The organism is Streptomyces kronopolitis (assembly GCF_014646275.1).
Lineage (GTDB): Bacteria > Actinomycetota > Actinomycetes > Streptomycetales > Streptomycetaceae > Streptomyces > Streptomyces kronopolitis.
In genome coordinates, this window is the sequence record NZ_BMND01000013.1 from 146023 (window position 1) to 162786 (window position 16764).

The window sequence follows — 16764 nt, forward strand, 5'->3', positions numbered from 1 at the left end:
GCCGCGGTACCGCGCAGGGGTGTGACACGCGCCGCGCACGGCCACGGCAACGGGCCGGGCCCGCACCTGCGAGGGTGCGGGCCCGGCCCGTGACTGGATCTGCCGTGGCGTCAGCGGCGCGCCACGCCCTCGGCGCGGGCGGCGGCCGCGACCGCCGCGGTGACGGCCGGGGCGACCCGCTCGTCGAACGGCGAGGGGATGACCCGGTCGGCGCTCAGCTCGTCGGCGACGACGGCGGCCAGCGCCTCGGCGGCGGCGAGCTTCATGCCCTCCGTGATGCGCGAGGCCCGCACCTGCATGGCGCCGGCGAAGATGCCGGGGAAGGCCAGCACGTTGTTGATCTGGTTGGGGTAGTCGCTGCGTCCGGTGGCGACCACGGCCGCGTACCGGTGCGCGATGTCCGGGTGGATCTCCGGGGTGGGGTTGGCCATCGCGAAGATCATCGAATCCTTCGCCATCTTCGCCACCGCCTCCTCCGCCACCGTGCCGCCGGAGACCCCGATGAAGACATCGGCGCCGTCCAGCGCGTCCTGGAGGGAGCCGGTCAGCCCGCCCTTGTTCGTGAAACCGGCGACCTCGCGCTTGACGTCCGTGAGGTCGCTGCGGTCGGCGGAGACGATGCCCTTGCGGTCGCACACCGCGACGTCTCCGATGCCCGCCTCGATGAGGATCTTGGCGATGGCGACACCGGCCGCGCCGGCGCCCGAGATGACCGCGCGCAGCTGGCCGAGCGCCCGGTCGGTGAGCTTGGCGGCGTTGCGCAGCGCGGCCAGCGTGACCACGGCGGTGCCGTGCTGGTCGTCGTGGAAGACCGGGATGTCCAGCCGCTCCTGGAGCCGGCGCTCGATCTCGAAGCACCGCGGCGCCGAGATGTCCTCCAGGTTGACCCCGCCGAAGGACGGCGCCATCCGGACGACGGTCTCGATGATCTCGTCGGTGTCGGTGGTGCCGAGCGCGATCGGCACCGCGTCGACGCCGCCGAACTGCTTGAAGAGGATGGCCTTGCCCTCCATCACCGGGAGGGAGGCCTCCGGGCCGATGTCGCCCAGGCCCAGCACCGCGGTGCCGTCCGTGACGACGGCGACGACGTGGGACTTCCAGGTGTAGTCGTCCACGAGCTCGGGCTGCTCGGCGATGGCGCTGCACACCTTGGCGACGCCCGGTGTGTACGCGAGGGACAGGTCGTCCTTGTTCCGGACCGGCACGGTCGCCTGAACGGCCATCTTGCCGCCGCGATGCAGGGCGAAGGCCGGATCGAAGGCGTCGTCGGGCGCACTGCCCGCGCCCGCGCCTGTCGTGCTGTCGCTGCGAGGATTGACGATCTCCGCTGCCACTTGTCTTACCCCTTTTATCGTAAATCTGCTTGAGGGTGGCCACTCCCTGGTTGAGGGGTGGGCGGGCACCGCGTCCGGACCCGGCACGGCAGATGGCCGCCGTACGGGGGGAGGATCGGACGCCGGGCGCGCCGCACACGCGCCCTGAGCCCCGGATGAGGGGTGTAACGCACCTTTCTACCCGACGGGCGCGGGCCCCGACGAGTCAGATTGCTTACCCTCGGCTTCAGAGACCAGACAATAACCTCGAAGCGTAGGAAAAGCGTGAAGCGCACAGGGGGATCAGGAGCGGCGCTCCGCACGGTCCGTATGCCGAGACGCCCCCGTCGAGCAGGGCGTCCTTCGCATGCCGCCGCCGGTGCGGCCCCCTTGCCCGACAAGGCCGACGCCCGGCCGCCGTCGTCCGTTATGCGATTTTGACCTGTGTGACAGTCCGAATACCGGAGTCCGGGTGGCAGGATTCCCGTCACCAACCGAGGTCACGGCGCTCCAGGGTGTGTACCCCGGCCTTTGTCACGTCGGCTTCTCCATCCGCAGGAGGATCAGCATGACCGCACGCACCACCCGTCGCCCGGCCCTCGGCAGGTCTCGTACAGCCGTGGCCACGGCGGCCGCGGTGGCGGCCTCGCTGCTGCTGCTCAGCGCCTGCGGTGACCAGACGGACGCGGCGATCGCCAAGCGCGAGGCGAAGAAGAACCGCAACGAGCACGCGCCGCTGTTCAAGATGCTGCCCAAGGACGTCCAGGAGAAGGCGCTGCTCCAGGTCGGCTCGGACATCACCTACAAGCCGGTGGAGTTCCGCTCCAACGGCGCGGTCGAGGGCATCGACCCGGACCTCGCGGAGGCGATGAGCAAGGAGCTGGGCATCAAGCTCAACTTCAACAACGCCACCTTCGACACCCTCATGGGCGGTCTGAAGTCCAAGCGCTACGACATCGCGATGTCGGCGATGACGGACACCAAGGAGCGCCAGCAGGGCATCGACAGCAACACCGGCAAGAAGATCGGCCAGGGCGTCGATTTCATCGACTACCTCAACGTCGGCGTCTCGCTCTACACCCAGAAGGGCAAGACCAAGGGCGTCGACGGCTGGGAGACGCTGTGCGGCAAGACGATCGCGGTGCAGCGCGGCACGGTCTCGGACGACCTGGCCAAGGACAAGTCGAAGGCCTGTGAGAAGAACGGCGAGCAGGCCATCTCCATCGAGGCGTTCGACAACGACTCCGAGGCCCAGACCCGGCTGCGTACCGGCGGCGTGGACGCCGTCTCCAGTGACTACCCGGTCGCGGCGTACGCGGTGAAGGTCTCCGGCCACGGCAAGGATTTCCAGATGGTCGGCGGTGCCCCGCTCAAGGCGGCCCCGTACGGCATCGCGGTGCCCAAGGGCAAGCAGCAGCTGCGTGACGCGCTCAAGGCCGCGATGGAACTCGCGATCAAGAACGGCTCGTACGCCAAGGTCCTGGACAAGTGGGACGTCAAGGATGCCGCGGTCAAGGACGTGCAGATCAATGGCGGCTCCTGAGCCGCCGGCCGCTCTCCCGTCCGCTCCGCGCACCTCCCGCCGAATGCTGAAAGGCAACACCCGTGTCAGTTGACGTCGACAAGTCGGCCCAGCCGCCGGCGGACGCTCCGCCGCCCCAGCCCGAGCCCCTCAAGGCCATCCCGGTCCGCCATTACGGGCGCTGGGTGGCGGCGGTCGTCGTCCTCGGACTGGTCGCCCTGCTCGGCCGGGCCTTCGCCTCCGGGAACGTCAACTGGGACGCGATCCCCCAGTACATGTTCAACGCGGACATCCTCAAGGGCCTGCGCAACACCCTGATCATCACCGTGCTGTCGATGATCATCGGCATCGTCCTCGGGGTGATCCTGGCCGTGATGCGCCAGTCGAAGAACCCGGTGACCTCGACGGTCGCCTGGTTCTACGTCTGGTTCTTCCGCGGGACGCCGGTCTACGTCCAGCTGTTCCTCTGGTTCAACCTGGGCCTGGTCTTCCAGTACATCGACATCATGCCGATCTACAAGGACGAGTGGTCGGACTTCATGACCCCGTTCCTGTGCGCGCTGCTGGGCCTCGGGCTCAACGAGGCCGCGTACATGGCGGAGATCTGCCGGGCCGGTCTGAACGCCGTCGACGAGGGCCAGACCGAGGCGGCGCACGCGCTGGGCATGAGCCACGCCAAGACGCTGCGCCGGATCATCGTGCCGCAGGCGATGCGGGTGATCGTGCCGCCGACCGGCAACGAGGTCATCAACATGCTGAAGACCTCCTCGCTGGTCATCGCCGTGCAGTATTACGACCTGCTGCAGGCCGCCCAGAACGTCGGCCGGGACTCCGGCGTCGTGGTGGAGATGCTGATCCTCGCCGCCGCCTGGTACCTCATCGCCACCACGGTGCTGAGCATCGGCCAGTACTACCTGGAGCGCTACTACGCCCGCGGCTCCAGCCGCCAGCTCCCGCCCACCCCGCTCCAGCGCGCCAAGGCGAAGCTGTCGGGCGGCTTCCACCGCTCCGCCGGAGGTGCGGCATGACCAGCAAGCTGACGACGAACAAGGCCGCGGGCAGCAGCGGCGGCCCGATGGTGCGGGCCGAGGGCGTCCACAAGTCCTTCGGCGCGGCCCACATCCTCAAGGGCATCGACCTGGAGGTGGCGCCGCGGGAGGTCTTCTGCCTGATCGGCCCGTCCGGCTCCGGCAAGTCGACGTTCCTGCGCTGCATCAACCACCTGGAGAAGGTCAACGCCGGCCGGCTGTCCGTCGACGGCGAACTGGTCGGCTACCGCGAGCACAACGGCAAGCTCTACGAGCTGCGCGACAGGGAGGTCGCCGCCCGCCGCCGCGACATCGGCATGGTCTTCCAGCGCTTCAACCTCTTCCCGCACATGACCGCGGTGGAGAACATCATGGAGGCGCCGATCCAGGTCAAGGGCGAGTCGAAGTCCGCCGCGCGGGAGCGGGCGGTCAAGCTCCTGGACCGCGTCGGGCTGTCCGACAAGGCCGCGAGCTACCCCTCGCAGCTCTCCGGCGGCCAGCAGCAGCGGGTGGCCATCGCCCGTGCGCTGGCGATGGAGCCGAAGCTGATGCTCTTCGACGAGCCGACCTCGGCGCTCGACCCGGAGCTGGTCGGTGACGTCCTGGACGTCATGAAGGACCTGGCGGCGGACGGGATGACGATGATCGTCGTGACCCATGAGATGGGCTTCGCCCGCGAGGTCGGCGACTCGCTGGTCTTCATGGACGACGGCGTGGTCGTCGAGTCCGGCCATCCGCGCGAGGTGCTGGGCAACCCCCAGCACGAGCGCACGAAGTCGTTCCTGTCGAAGGTGCTGTAGCGCCCGTCCCCCGCGGGGTGCCCGGTGCGGCGGCGTCCGCACGGGGCACCGCCGCCGGGCCGGGGGGGCACTCCCCCGCGGCCCGGCCGCCGGGCCTACTTCAGGCCCAGCACCAGCGCGTCCGTGGGCGAGGACCACACCGTGCGCGCCTCCTCGAAACCGGACTCGCGCAGCACCTGGGCGTGCCAGGCCGCCGAGGGCGTGTCGCCGTCCGCGTGCTCGCCGAAGATCTCGAAGCGCTCCGCCGTCGGCCCGGCCAGCAGCGGGTCGGCGGCGGCCAGTTGCCACCACTCGGCCCAGTCGACGGCGCCGGCCGCCTTCGCCGCGTCCTGGCGCGCGTGCCGCAGGGCGCGGTCGGCGGCGTTGATCCGGGGAGTGGCCTCGTCGGGCATCCGGTCGGCGTTCAGGAAGACCCCGCCGTCGCTCACCAGGGTGCCGAGCTGCCCGTAGAGCCCGCGCAGCTCCCCGCTGTGCAGCCAGTGGAGGGCGGTGGCGGTGAGCACCGCGTCGTAGGACGTGTGCGGCAGCGCCGCCGTCCACTGCGGGTCCTTCAGATCGGCCCGTACGAAGCGGACCCGGCGCTCGCCGGCGAAGTACCCTTCCGCGATGGCCAGCAGCGCGGGATCCAGATCGACGCCCACACTCTCGGCCCCGGGGAACCGCTTCAGCAGCCGGTCGGAGATACTGCCGGTGCCGCAGGCGAGGTCCAGGACCCGGGGCTCGGGGCCCACCAGCGCCTCGACCATGTCCAGCATCACCCGGAACCGCTCCTCGCGGTCGGGGAGGTACCACTCCTGCTGGCGGTCCCAACTGTGCTGCCACGCCTGCCAGTCGGCGCCGGCGACGGTCTCGGTCATCGCTTCCCTTCCGGACTGTAATACCCTGATAGCCATAGAGCCTATTACTTCACCCAGCACTCCGTACCTTAACTCCCGCTCGTAAGGACTACAAGTGGAACTGGCCTATTACTCGGACTATGCCGTGCGACTGGTCAACACCGAGCAGCCCGAACGCGGCACCGACAGCCTGACCTCGGTCGAGGTGGTACGGGAACTCTTCGGCCCCGCCCAGCAGGCGGCCCGGCGCGCGACCGACAGCGACGTCACCCGCCTGCGCACGGTCCGCGCCCGGCTGCGCGCCGTCTTCGAGGCCGCCGACGCCGGCGACGAGGTGCTGGCCGTGGACCTGCTCAACGCCCTGATGATGGAGTTCCCGGTCAGCCCGCAGATCTCCGGCCACGAGCAGCGCGACGACGCGGGAGGCCGCCCCGACTGGCACATGCACATCGCCGAGCAGGCGGCCAACGCCACCGCCGGCTACACCGCCACCGCCTGCATGGGCCTGGCCTTCCACCTGACCGAACTGGGCGTGGACCGCCTCGGCATCTGCCAGGCGCGCCCCTGCCGCAACGTCTACCTGGACACCTCCACCAACCGCTCCCGGCGCTACTGCTCGGACCGCTGCGCCACCCGCGCCAACGTCGCCGCCTACCGTGCCCGCAAGCGGCTGGAGAGCGAGCGCTCGGCGCGCACCGGCCGCACCGCCGAGGCCGCCCAGGACAGCACCCCGGCCACCGAGCGCTGAACCTCGCGCGGCGGCCGCACCCGGATCCAGGCGCGGGCGATGACCAGTTCGTCCGGTACCACCCCGAATTCCCGGCTGTCGTTCTCGACGAACGGGTTGTCGCCCTGCACCCACCAGCCGCCGTCCAGCCGCCGCACGGCCCGCTTGACGATCAGCAGGTCCTGCCGGAACGGATGCCGCAGCACCACCACGGCACCGGGCCGCACCGCCGCCCCGTACTGCACCACCAGCTGGTCGCCGGGCCGCAGCGTCGGCACCATCGACGGGTTGTACACCTCGGCCAGCCCGAACGCCCGCAGCAGCCGGCCCCGCCCCCGTCCCGCGTCCGCGCCCTCGCCCTGCCCGGCGCCGCGCGCGTGCACCTGCTCCGGCATCCCTTACCTCCCGGTCCGACCCGCTTACCGGCCCATCCTCCAACAGTCGCGGTGTGACACCGGACTTTTGCCCTAAGACCCCCGGGCCGCCCGAGAAAAGCCTTCCCGCACCGAGTAATCTCGCACCTGAGAAGACGATCACGAGGAAGGACTGAACATGCTTTCGCGCCTGTTCGCCCCCAAGGTGAAGGTCAGCGCCCACTGCGACCTGCCCTGCGGCGTGTACGACCCGGCCCAGGCCCGCATCGAGGCCGAGTCGGTCAAGGCCGTCCAGGAGAAGTACCAGGCCAACGAGGACGCGGACTTCCGCACTCGCGCCGTTCTGATCAAGGAGCAGCGCGCCGAGCTGGCCAAGCACCACGTCTCGGTGCTGTGGAGCGACTACTTCAAGCCCCCGCACTTCGAGAAGTACCCCCAGCTCCACCAGCTGGTGAACGACACCCTCAAGGCGCTCAGCGCCGCCAAGGGTTCCAACGACCCGAAGACGGGCGAGAAGGCGCTGGAGCTCATCGCCGAGATCGACCGGATCTTCTGGGAGACCAAGAAGGCCTGACCCGGTCCGGCCAGTGCGACCTGCACCTTCGCAGGCCGTCCCGGCCACCTGTCCGCACCCGGTCCGCAGCACGCCACCCACGGCGCGCCTGACGGAGCGGGTGCGGTCTTCTTTGCGGGCTTCTTCTTTGTGGGCTTCTTTCGCTTTTCTCCGTGGGCGGACGGTCAGCTCAGTGCGCCGTCGTAGTCCGGCAGCTTGAAGCCCTTGTCGTAGTGGCCGCCCTCGAAGTCGGTGCTGCGATTGCCGACGTTCGCGATGAGGGTGTAGCCCTTCCCCTCGTACTGCTTGCGGCAGCCGAGCTTCACCTGGGCCTTGCCGGGGCTGTGTCCGCCAGGCTTGAGGCAGAGCCCGTCGACGTGTATCCGGCCGAGGTGAGCTGCTCGGTCGTGGAGCGCCGCGAGTCGGCGTCGCGGTAGGAGGCGAAGAGCACCGCCGCGCCGTGCGCGTGGGCGTACTCCGCGGCGTCGAGGACCGCCTCGACGGGGTTTCCCTCGTCGTAGTACGTGGCCAGCGAGGTGTTGTCGATGTCCAGGACGACGGCGGGCTTCTCGCCGCTGGGGACCTGCGCCAGGCGCTGTTCCAGGTAGTGGTGCAGATCGGCGGCCACCGGCGCGACGTCCCGCAGCCAGTGGCTCTTCGAGGGCGGCGAGTCCGCGGCGGGGGCGGCCTGTGCCGCCGTGGGAAGCGTGGCCAGGGTGCACAGCACCGTACCGGCTATCAGAGCGGCCTTCGTTCCTCGGGACATGGTGCGTTTCTCCTTCGCGGCGCCATCAGGGCGTAGGGGTGGCGAAACGGCCTGGAGCGGGGAGCGGAGCACGGCCATCTCACCCTGGTTCAGGGGCAGTTCGTCGGGACGGCGGCCATGGTGCCCGCGCGGGTTGAACGCCGGGTGAAATGCGGACGCCGTGAGTGCCATGAACGCCATGAACGCCATGAGCGGACAGCGCGGGAACGTGTGCCGAACGGCCGGTGTCCGGAAGTCGCCCACGGATCCCCGCCCCGTCCACGACCGGGGCGGGGCGGGGCGGGGGTCACGGCGGGGCCGGGCCGCGTCGCCGCCGCAGCAGGTGGAGTCCCCCGGCGGCCATGCCCCGCACGGGCAGTTCGTCCGCCGGGGCGCCGGCGAGGCCGGTGCCCCGGGCCGCCCTCCCGTAGCGCCGGGCCAGCGGGGCGGAGCTGATGCCGTGGGCGAGGACGCTGAGCAGGACCGTACAGGCGATCACCGGGAGCACCGGCCGCGCCCCGGCCGGGCCGAGTTCCTCGACCGCGAGCAGGCCGAAGATGACCGAGGCCAGCCCGCGGGGCCCGAACCAGCCGACGAACAGCACCGTCCGGGCGTCCAGACCGCTGCCGGCCAGGCACAGCGCCACCGGCACCATCCGGATCACCGTCAGGCTCAGGACGGCGTAGAGCCCGGCCTGCCACGTGAGGTGGGCGGCCAGCTCCGGGAGCAGGAGGGCGCCGAAAACCAGCCACACCAGCACCGACAGCAGCGCCGCGGACTGCTCGACGTACAGCAGCACCCGCTGCGGCGCCCCGTGCACCGTGCCGAAGGCCAGCCCGGTGACGAAGGCGGCGACGAAGCCGTTGCCGCCGACGGCGAGCGCGGAGGTGTAGCCGAGCAGGGCCAGGGCCAGGACGCCCGCCCCGGCGAAGTCCTCGGCCGCCCAGCCGCTGCGCAGCGCCGTGCGCAGCAGCCACCCGGCGACCAGCCCGGCCAGCGCCCCGTACGCCGCGCCCACGGCCAGCTCCACCAGTGCGCGGCCGGAGGCCCCCGGTCCGGCGGCCCCCTCGGCCGCGGCCATCCCGGCCAGGGCGAGCACCACCAGCGGAGTGGCGATGCCGTCGTTGAGGCCGCTCTCCACATTGATGACGCGGCGGATCTTCACCGGCACCTCGGGGTTGACCATCATCGTGGCGCCGAGCGCGGCATCCGTCGGCGCGAGCGCGGCCCCGACGTACAGCGCGGCCCAGCCCGAGACGCCGGGGAGCAGGACGCCCGCCAGCAGCGCGCCCAGGGCCGTGCACAGCGGCAGGCCGATGCCCAGCAGCCGCACGTAGAGGCCGAGTTCGGGGCGCAGGGCGCGGAAGGAGAGCCGTGCGGCGTCGGTGAAGAGCACCCACACCAGGGTGACCTCGGCCAGCGCCTTGACCGTTTCGTGCGGCAGCGCGAGGTGGAGGGTCCCGGTGACCTCGCCCAGAAGCAGGCCCAGCAGCACGAAGGCGGCCGGCGCGGTGAGTTCGAAGCGCTCCATCCGCCGGGAGCACAGGCACCACAGGAACAGCAGGAGCAGGACCAGGGAAAGGGTGCCGTCCACGGGGGCTCTCCAGGGCTCGGCCTCGTCGGCCTTCGGGCACTCCACTCTCGGACATCGCACCCGGCACCGGGCGCCGCGCGGCGGCCCGCGGCGCCGCCTTTCACACGGTTGGCCGAAGGGCCGGACCCGCGAGCCCGGCCTGATCCGGACGACAGCCCCTAGATCCCCACCGACAGCAGCCCGTCATGGCGCACCAGCCAGGCCCGGTACGCCTCGCTCGCCCAGGCGATCTCCATGTACGAGGCGGTCAGGTCGGCGAACAGGTCGTCCGCGGAGGCGGCCGGGGTGCCGTCCTGGCGGCAGGCCATGAAGAGGCGGACGGCCAGCGGGTCGCCGTACAGGGGGCGGATCGCCATCCCGTGGCGGGAGCGGGCGGTCGGCTGGCAGGGGGTGACCACCTCACCGGCGGTGACGAGGTCGACCGCGGTGAGGTAGTCGCCGTGCACGACCCGGGGCGCGATGCCGGCCGCGCCCCAGACGCGGCGCAGCCCGGCCCACTCGCCGTCCACGGTCGGGTCGACCATCCACTGGTCGTCGGCGAGGTCCGCCACCCGCACCACCGACGAGGCGGCGGCCGGATGGCTGTCCGCCAGGGCGATGAACTGCGGCTCCCGGACGACGAGTTCCCGCTCGGTCAGACCGTCGGGGATCCGCAGCGGCGCGCCCTCGACCTCGTGGACGAAGGCGGCGTCGAGCTGTCCCGTCGCCACCATGTGCAGCAGTGCGTTGGCGGACACATCGGCCCTTATCGTCGTGTCCGTCTCCGGCAGCCGCACCCGCAGCCGCCGCAGCCAGCCGGCGACGGCGGGGCTGTTGGTGCTGCCGATGTGCAGCCGCGCGCCGCGTTCGTGGTGTGCGGCCGATGCGACTTCGTCGATAAGTGCCCGCATTTCGGCCACGATCGGACGGGCCCGGCACAGCACCGAGTGCCCCAGCGGGGTGGGTCGGCTGCCGGTCGGCTCCCGGAAGAACAGCTGGCCACCAAGGGCCTTCTCGATGCGGTGGAGCTGGGTCGTCAGGGAGGGCTGGGTCATGCCGAGCTGCCGCGCCGCCTTGCGTACGCTGCCGGTGTCGGCGATGGCGCACAATGCGCGAAGATGCCTGACCTCTAGCTCCACGTCCGGAGCATAACGAGGTCGGCACACGTCACACCAGACTCTCAAACCTGCCTGAACTCCCCTTTTTTCCGGGGTATTGGCCTGCGCTATCGCCACCTGGCATCTCCGCCCGGCGGGCGAACTGCGTCCAGACTCAACGGCACCAAGAAATCCGCAGGGCCCCGGTCGCCGCCCCACACGGCGACCGTACGGCCCTCGGAAATTAAGGAGCCCCCCACATGAGATCTCCCAAGACAGTGCTGTCGGCAGCGCTGGGCCTGGGCCTCGCCGCCGCGCTCTCCGCCGCGGCGCCGGTGTCGGCAGCCTCCCCCTCCTCCTACGCCAACTCCCACCACAGCAGCCCCGCTTCGATCGCCGCCTACCAGGGTTCGGCGGCCGAGAAGGCCGACACCAAGGCCTTCTTCGAAGCGGTGATCAAGTCGGCCCGGGCCAAGATGAAGGCCCACCCGGACGCGGCCTCGGTCACCGTCACCTACGACGCGAGCGCGGCCCCGACGTACAAGAGCCAGATAGCCGAGAGCGCCTCCATATGGAACGGCGCGGTGCAGAACGTGAAGCTCCAGGAAGGCAGCGGCGGCGACTTCCAGTACAAGGAGGGCGACGACCCGCGCGGTTCGTACGCCAGCACCGACGGCCACGGCAAGGGCTACGTCTTCCTGGACCACAAGCAGAACCAGGAGTACAACTCCACCCGCGTGGCCGCGCACGAGACCGGCCATGTGCTGGGCCTGCCGGACCACTACGAGGGCCCGTGCAGCGAGCTGATGTCCGGCGGCGGCCCCGGCACGTCCTGCCAGAACACCCAGCCGGACGCCAACGAGCGCGCCAAGGTGGACCAGCTCTGGGCCAACGGCCTGGCGGGCATCCGCCTCGGCACGGCCTCCTGACCCGCCCGCAGACCTCCGCGCACGACGGAGTCCCGGCGGTGGCCCGGCGGCCCCGGCCCGGCTGACGCCGGCCGGACCGCGTACGGCCTGGGACTGACGAGTACCGGTACCTGGCGGACGGCGCTCGTAACCCCACCAGTCCTCGCTTCCACGCGCCGCCCGTGCGGTGGGGCCCGTCACCGACGAGCCCCACCGCTTTCGTGCGTCCGCGACCGCCCGGTCAGCGCCGCCGGCCGGTCAGCCCCACAGCGCCTGGGCGCCGGCGCGGCCGGCGGCCGGGCGGGTCAGACCGTCCGGGCCGCCGGTACGGGGTGCGGCCGGCCGAGGTTGCGGGCCAGCAGTTCGGTGGCCTCCTTGACGCCGATCTCCCCGCCGGGCTCCCCGGCATCCGGCAACCGCCCGTCCGCGTAGGCCAGTTCGGCCATCGCGGCCTCCATGGCCCGGTGCGCGGCGAACAGGCACGGGGTGCTGTAGATGGCCACGTCGACACCGAGCGCGGTCAGTTCGGACAGCGAGAGCCGCGGGGACTTCCCGCCCGCGATCTGGTTGAACAGCAGCGGCTTGGCGCCGGTGACGGCACGGATCCGGCGGATCCACTCGACGCTGCGCACCCCGTCCACGAGCACCACGTCCGCGTCCGTGGCGGCCAGCGCCGCGGCCCGCCGCAGGATATCGTCCTCCTCCGTGGCGTCCGTGCGGGCCACGACGACCAGGTCGCTGCGGGCGGCGAGCACCTGGTGCAGCTTCTCCAGGTACTCCTCCAGCGGCAGCACCAGCTTGCCGTCCGCGTGCCCGCAGCGCCGCGGCCGCTTCTGGTCCTCCAGGATCACCCCGCTCGCGCCGCTGCGCTCCAGGCGCCGCACCACATGGCAGGCCACCTCGGGGTCGACATAGCCGTCGTCGATGTCCACCAGCAGATGGTGGCGGGGGAAGGCGCCGCGCAGCCGCTCCACGAAGGCGGCCATGTCGGGCCAGGCGATGAACCCGATGTCGGGCAGCCCGTAGTAGGAGGCGGCGAAGCCGAAGCCGGACACGAAGAAGCCGTCGTAGTGGCCGGCGGCGATCGAGGCCGAGTACATGTCGTGGACGCCGATCAGGGGCGTCGTCCCCTCGGCCGCGATCTCGTCGCGCAGCGCTGGTCCGTACCGCAATGTGGTGCTCCTTAGCAGAACCGGCAGCCAGGGCCGGTCCGGTGTCCGGGGCGGGCCCGGGAGCGCGGGAGGGCCCCGTGGCGCGACGGCCGGGCACCGGAGAACTGGTCAGGGGCATGGTGGTCCAGCGCAACCGCCCGCGTCGCCGTAACACGCCACGGCCGGGCGGCGCTTTCTCACTTCTTACCGCTCTTACCGCTTTCACATGGAGTGCGCGGCTACAGCCAGCCGTTCCGCTTGAAGCCGCGGTGGATCACCCAGCAGGCGGCGACTATCAGCGCCATCACCAGCGGATACCCGAACGTCCAGTGTTTTTCCGGCATATGGTCGAAATTCATGCCGTACACGCCGCAGACCATGGTCGGTACGGCCAGGATCGCGACCCAGGCGCTGATCCGCCGCATGTCCTCGTTCTGGGCGACGGTGACCTGGGCGAGGTGGGCCTGGAGTATGGAGTTGAGCAGTTCGTCGAAGGCGGTGATCTGCTCGGTGACCCGGTCGAGGTGGTCGGCGACGTCCCGGAAGTACGTGGTGATCCGGGGGTCGACCTCCCGCATGGGCCGCGTCGCCAGCTCCTGCATCGGCCCGTCCAGCGGGGCCACCGCGCGCCGCAGTTCCAGCAGTTCGCGCTTGAGCTGGTAGATCCGGCCGGCGCCGCCGCTGCCGCGGACCGAGAAGACCTCGCTCTCGACGTCGTCGATGTCGATCTGCACGTCGGCCGTCACATCGAGGTAGTCGTCCACCACGAGGTCGGCGACGGCGTGCAGGACGGAGGACGGGCCGAGCGCCAACTGCTCCGGCACGGACTCCAGTTGCTCGCGCAGCGGGCCCAGCGAGCCGTGCCCGCCGTGCCGCACGGTGATCACGAAGTCGGTGCCGGTGAAGACCATGATCTCGCCGGTCTCGACGACCTCGCTGCTGTCGGTGAGCCGGTCGTGCTCGACATAGCGGACGGTCTTGAAGACGGTGAACAGGGAGTCGTCGTAGTGCTCCAGCTTGGGCCGCTGATGGGCCTGGACCGCGTCCTCGACGGCGAGCGGGTGCAGCCCGAACAGCTCGACGATTCCGGCGAATTCCGCCTCGGACGGCTCATGCAGGCCGATCCAGACAAAACCGTTGCCGGAGCGCCGGACCCGCCGGATCGCCACGTCGGCCGGGTGGTCGCCGTGCTGCCGCACCCCGTCCACGTACACCGCGCAGTTCACCACCGCGGTGCCGAGCGGCGAGCGGGCCGGGTGGCTGAGGTCGACTCCCCGGGTGCGCGGCTGCGGCAGCCGGACGGCCTTGCGGAGGTTGCTGATCATCGACACCGGGCCAGTATGGCCCGCGACGGCCCGGGAGCGGTACGGCGAAGCACCCGTTTTCACTCGGCGTGGCGGCAGGCGGACCCCCGGTGGCGATGCCCGGGGCCGGCGCCGGTCGGCCGGGGCGGCACGGGCGGACACAACGGAGCGTGAGGGGCGACACAGCGGGAATACCCCTCGGGGGTATATGGTTCTCCCGGGGGACAGGCACCCGCAGCACACCGAGGAGCAGCCATGGCCACCGCGATCGGAGAGCACGGCGTCGAGTTGCAGATCGGCGGGATGACCTGCGCCTCGTGCGCCGCCCGCATCGAGAAGAAGCTCAACCGGATGGAGGGCGTCACCGCCACCGTCAACTACGCCACCGAGCGGGCGAAGGTGACCCTCGCCGAGGGCAGCGGCGTCGGCACCGCGGACCTGATCGCCACCGTGGAGAGGACCGGCTACACCGCCGCCCTCCCCCGGCCGCCGGCTCCCGCGGAGCCCACCGGCGACACGGCTGACGGCGGGGCGGACGGCCGGGCGGAAGCGACCGGCGGTGCCGCCGACCCGCTCGCCGCCCTCCGCCAGCGGCTGCTGATCTCGCTCGTGCTCTCCGTCCCGGTGGTGGTGCTGGCGATGGTGCCGCCGCTGCAGTTCACCTACTGGCAGTGGCTGTCGCTGACGCTGGCCGCGCCGGTGGTGGCGTACGGCGCCTGGCCCTTCCACCGGGCGGCCTGGACGAATCTGCGGCACGGCGCCGCCACGATGGACACCCTGATCTCGATGGGCACCCTCGCCGCCATGGGCTGGTCGCTGTGGGCCCTGTTCCTCGGCACCGCCGGCATGCCGGGGATGACCCACCCCTTCGAGCTGACCCTCACCCGCACCGACGGCGGCAGCGCCCTCTACCTGGAGGCCGCGGCCGGGGTCACGACCTTCATCCTTGCCGGCCGCTACGCCGAGGCCCGCGCGAAGCGGAACGCGGGCGCGGCGCTGCGGGCGCTGCTGGAGCTGGGCGCGAAGGACGCCACGGTGCTGCGCGACGGCCGCGAGATCCGGGTGCCGACCGCCGAGCTGCGCCCCGGGGACCGCTTCACCGTGCGGCCCGGGGAGAAGATCGCCACCGACGGAACGGTGCGGGAGGGCTCCTCGGCCGTCGACGCCTCGATGCTCACCGGCGAGTCCGTGCCGGTCGAGGTCTCCCCCGGCGACACCGTCACCGGCGGCACCGTCAACGCGGGCGGCCGGCTGGTCGTCGAGGCCACCCGGGTCGGCGCCGACACCCAGCTCGCCCGGATGGGGCGGCTGGTGGAGGAGGCGCAGAACGGGAAGGCCGCGGCGCAGCGGCTGGCCGACCGGATCTCCGCGGTCTTCGTCCCGGTCGTGATCGCGCTCGCCCTGGGCACCCTCGGCTACTGGCTGGCCACCGGCGCGGGCGCGGCGGCCGCCTTCACCGCGGCGGTCGCGGTCCTGATCATCGCCTGCCCGTGCGCGCTGGGCCTGGCCACGCCCACCGCGCTGATGGCCGGCACCGGGCGCGGCGCCCAGCTCGGCATCCTGCTCAAGGGGCCCGAGGTGCTGGAGTCGACCCGGCGGGTGGACACCGTCGTGCTGGACAAGACCGGCACGGTCACCACGGGCATCATGACGCTGACCGGCATCCATCTCGCCGAGGGCGCCACCGAGGCCGAGGTGCTGCGGCTGGCCGGCGCGCTGGAGCACGCCTCCGAGCACCCCGTCGCCCGCGCCGTCGCCACGGAGGCCGAAGCCCGCACCGGCACCCTGCCCGCGCCCGCCGGGTTCGCGAACGTGCCGGGGCTGGGCGTGACCGGCGAGGTCGAGGGGCACGCCGTCGTGGTGGGCCGCGCCCAGCTGCTGGAGCGCCGGGAGCAGCCGCTGCCGCCCGCGCTGGCGACGGCCCGGGCGCAGGCCGAGGCCCGGGGCCGTACCGCGGTGGCCGTCGGCTGGGACGGCGCGGCCCGCGCGGTCCTGGTGGTGTCCGACGCGGTGAAGCCCACCAGCGCCGAGGCGGTGCGCCGGCTGCGCGCGCTGGGGCTGACCCCGGTGCTGCTGACCGGTGACAACCGGGCCGTCGCGGAGTCGGTCGCGGCCGAGGTCGGGATCGACGAGGTGATCGCCGAGGTCCTGCCCGAGGACAAGGTGGCGGTGGTGGAGCGGCTGCGGTCCGAGGGCCGCTCGGTCGCCATGGTCGGCGACGGCGTCAACGACGCGGCCGCGCTGGCCACCGCCGACCTGGGGCTGGCGATGGGCACCGGCACCGACGCCGCCATCGAGGCCGGCGACCTCACCCTCGTGCGGGGCGACCTGCGGGCCGCGGCGGACGCCATCCGGCTGGCCCGCGCCACCCTCGGCACCATCCGGACGAATCTGTTCTGGGCCTTCGGCTACAACGTGGCGGCGCTGCCGCTGGCCGCGGCCGGGCTGCTCAACCCGATGATCGCCGGCGCCGCGATGGCCTTCTCGTCGGTCTTCGTGGTCGGCAACAGCCTGCGGCTGCGCCGCTTCCGGCCGCTCGCCGGGTAACCAAGGGGGGACGCGCCCGCGAGCGGAGCAATACCCCCCGCGGGCCCCCGCTCTGCCGTTGGATCGGGCGGGCTGCTGCCCCTGCGCGATCCCGCGTCGCCGCCCGCGGGCCGCCCGCGGGCCGCCCGCACCGTACGGGCGCCCGCGGGCCCGGCGCGGCGGAGGGCGGGCTTTCGGTTCTGACAACTGTCTCCAGTTCTGACGACGGAACCTTGGCAGTTCACGCAGCCACCGGCCGGGGGCGAGGGGTGAGACTGGTGACATACCGCCCACGACGTACAGGGGA

At 71.8% G+C, this 16764-nt stretch carries 16 protein-coding genes; 7 read left to right on the forward strand and 9 right to left on the reverse strand.

The genetic code is table 11. From position 1 onward, the window contains the following. Positions 1-110: 110 nt before the first annotated feature. Positions 111-1334, reverse strand: a complete 1224-nt coding sequence (locus IEY78_RS16755; RefSeq protein WP_189099041.1) for an NAD(P)-dependent malic enzyme — start codon at positions 1332-1334, stop codon at positions 111-113. A 547-nt stretch (positions 1335-1881) separates the two neighbouring features. Here IEY78_RS16755 and IEY78_RS16760 point away from each other — a divergent pair. The 3 genes from IEY78_RS16760 (at position 1882) to IEY78_RS16770 (ending at position 4663) form a co-directional block, all read left to right on the forward strand. Beyond that, positions 1882-2856 carry an ABC transporter substrate-binding protein gene (locus IEY78_RS16760; RefSeq protein ID WP_189099043.1) on the forward strand — a complete coding sequence of 325 codons (975 nt, stop codon included), beginning with the start codon at positions 1882-1884 and terminating at the stop codon, positions 2854-2856. Positions 2857-2918: 62 nt separating this feature from the next. Continuing rightward, a complete protein-coding gene (locus IEY78_RS16765; RefSeq protein WP_189099045.1) occupies positions 2919-3863 on the forward strand; it encodes an amino acid ABC transporter permease in 945 nt (314 codons plus the stop codon). Between the two features lie 47 nt (positions 3864-3910). Next, positions 3911-4663, forward strand: coding sequence for an amino acid ABC transporter ATP-binding protein (locus IEY78_RS16770; RefSeq protein ID WP_189099103.1), 753 nt, complete (start codon positions 3911-3913; stop codon positions 4661-4663). Between the two features lie 95 nt (positions 4664-4758). On the opposite strand, the gene IEY78_RS16775 is transcribed toward IEY78_RS16770, so the two are convergent. Then, positions 4759-5520 (reverse strand): class I SAM-dependent methyltransferase, encoded by a 762-nt coding sequence (locus tag IEY78_RS16775; protein ID WP_189099046.1) that lies wholly within the window; start codon positions 5518-5520, stop codon positions 4759-4761. Positions 5521-5614: 94 nt separating this feature from the next. On the opposite strand from IEY78_RS16775, the gene IEY78_RS16780 reads away from it, so the two are divergent. Then, the gene (locus IEY78_RS16780; protein WP_189099048.1) at positions 5615-6247 is read left to right on the forward strand and encodes a CGNR zinc finger domain-containing protein; all 633 of its coding nucleotides are present in this window, start codon (positions 5615-5617) and stop codon (positions 6245-6247) included. Here the strand turns inward: IEY78_RS16780 and sodX are convergent. After that, positions 6151-6621 carry a nickel-type superoxide dismutase maturation protease gene (sodX, locus tag IEY78_RS16785; RefSeq protein WP_189099049.1) on the reverse strand — a complete coding sequence of 157 codons (471 nt, stop codon included), beginning with the start codon at positions 6619-6621 and terminating at the stop codon, positions 6151-6153. The two genes, IEY78_RS16780 and sodX, sit on opposite strands and share 97 nt — an antisense overlap. 157 nt (positions 6622-6778) lie before the next feature. Between sodX and sodN the strand changes: the two genes are divergently transcribed. Then, a complete protein-coding gene (sodN, locus tag IEY78_RS16790) occupies positions 6779-7174 on the forward strand; it encodes a superoxide dismutase, Ni (protein WP_129244482.1) in 396 nt (131 codons plus the stop codon). Positions 7175-7338: 164 nt separating this feature from the next. Here sodN and IEY78_RS34460 read toward each other — a convergent pair whose 3' ends face one another. From IEY78_RS34460 to IEY78_RS16805, 4 genes are all read right to left on the reverse strand, one after another. Continuing rightward, positions 7339-7479, reverse strand: coding sequence for an HAD family hydrolase (locus tag IEY78_RS34460; RefSeq protein ID WP_229699998.1), 141 nt, complete (start codon positions 7477-7479; stop codon positions 7339-7341). Then, positions 7476-7919, reverse strand: a complete 444-nt coding sequence (locus IEY78_RS16795) for an HAD family hydrolase (protein ID WP_229699999.1) — start codon at positions 7917-7919, stop codon at positions 7476-7478. The genes IEY78_RS34460 and IEY78_RS16795 overlap by 4 nt, the downstream gene beginning before the upstream one ends. A 286-nt stretch (positions 7920-8205) precedes the next feature. Then, positions 8206-9492, reverse strand: a complete 1287-nt coding sequence (locus tag IEY78_RS16800; RefSeq protein ID WP_189099050.1) for a cation:proton antiporter domain-containing protein — start codon at positions 9490-9492, stop codon at positions 8206-8208. A gap of 158 nt (positions 9493-9650) precedes the next feature. After that, positions 9651-10610 carry a LysR family transcriptional regulator gene (locus IEY78_RS16805; protein ID WP_229700000.1) on the reverse strand — a complete coding sequence of 320 codons (960 nt, stop codon included), beginning with the start codon at positions 10608-10610 and terminating at the stop codon, positions 9651-9653. A gap of 218 nt (positions 10611-10828) precedes the next feature. On the opposite strand from IEY78_RS16805, the gene snpA reads away from it, so the two are divergent. Then, the gene (snpA, locus tag IEY78_RS16810; RefSeq protein WP_189099051.1) at positions 10829-11497 is read left to right on the forward strand and encodes a snapalysin; all 669 of its coding nucleotides are present in this window, start codon (positions 10829-10831) and stop codon (positions 11495-11497) included. 284 nt (positions 11498-11781) lie between these two features. Here the strand turns inward: snpA and IEY78_RS16815 are convergent, their stop codons facing one another. Beyond that, positions 11782-12648: an isocitrate lyase/PEP mutase family protein gene (locus IEY78_RS16815; protein ID WP_189099052.1), complete on the reverse strand. Its 867-nt coding sequence runs from the start codon at positions 12646-12648 to the stop codon at positions 11782-11784. Between the two features lie 218 nt (positions 12649-12866). Continuing rightward, the gene (locus tag IEY78_RS16820; RefSeq protein WP_189099107.1) at positions 12867-13952 is read right to left on the reverse strand and encodes a magnesium and cobalt transport protein CorA; all 1086 of its coding nucleotides are present in this window, start codon (positions 13950-13952) and stop codon (positions 12867-12869) included. 234 nt (positions 13953-14186) lie between these two features. Between IEY78_RS16820 and IEY78_RS16825 the strand changes: the two genes are divergently transcribed. Further along, positions 14187-16478 (forward strand): heavy metal translocating P-type ATPase, encoded by a 2292-nt coding sequence (locus IEY78_RS16825; RefSeq protein WP_189099053.1) that lies wholly within the window; start codon positions 14187-14189, stop codon positions 16476-16478. Positions 16479-16764: the final 286 nt, after the last annotated feature.

What these genes read in the sequence shown, in the direction of transcription:
- IEY78_RS16795 (WP_229699999.1), bottom strand. Translation starts at nt 7,919, where the DNA reads ATGTCCCGAGGAACGAAGGCCGCTCTGATAGCCGGTACGGTGCTGTGC.
- IEY78_RS16770 (WP_189099103.1), top strand. Translation starts at nt 3,911, where the DNA reads ATGGTGCGGGCCGAGGGCGTCCACAAGTCCTTCGGCGCGGCCCACATC.
- IEY78_RS16820 (WP_189099107.1), bottom strand. Translation starts at nt 13,952, where the DNA reads ATGATCAGCAACCTCCGCAAGGCCGTCCGGCTGCCGCAGCCGCGCACC.
- snpA (WP_189099051.1), top strand. Translation starts at nt 10,829, where the DNA reads ATGAGATCTCCCAAGACAGTGCTGTCGGCAGCGCTGGGCCTGGGCCTC.
- IEY78_RS16760 (WP_189099043.1), top strand. Translation starts at nt 1,882, where the DNA reads ATGACCGCACGCACCACCCGTCGCCCGGCCCTCGGCAGGTCTCGTACA.
- IEY78_RS16775 (WP_189099046.1), bottom strand. Translation starts at nt 5,520, where the DNA reads ATGACCGAGACCGTCGCCGGCGCCGACTGGCAGGCGTGGCAGCACAGT.
- IEY78_RS16825 (WP_189099053.1), top strand. Translation starts at nt 14,187, where the DNA reads ATGGCCACCGCGATCGGAGAGCACGGCGTCGAGTTGCAGATCGGCGGG.
- sodX (WP_189099049.1), bottom strand. Translation starts at nt 6,621, where the DNA reads ATGCCGGAGCAGGTGCACGCGCGCGGCGCCGGGCAGGGCGAGGGCGCG.
- sodN (WP_129244482.1), top strand. Translation starts at nt 6,779, where the DNA reads ATGCTTTCGCGCCTGTTCGCCCCCAAGGTGAAGGTCAGCGCCCACTGC.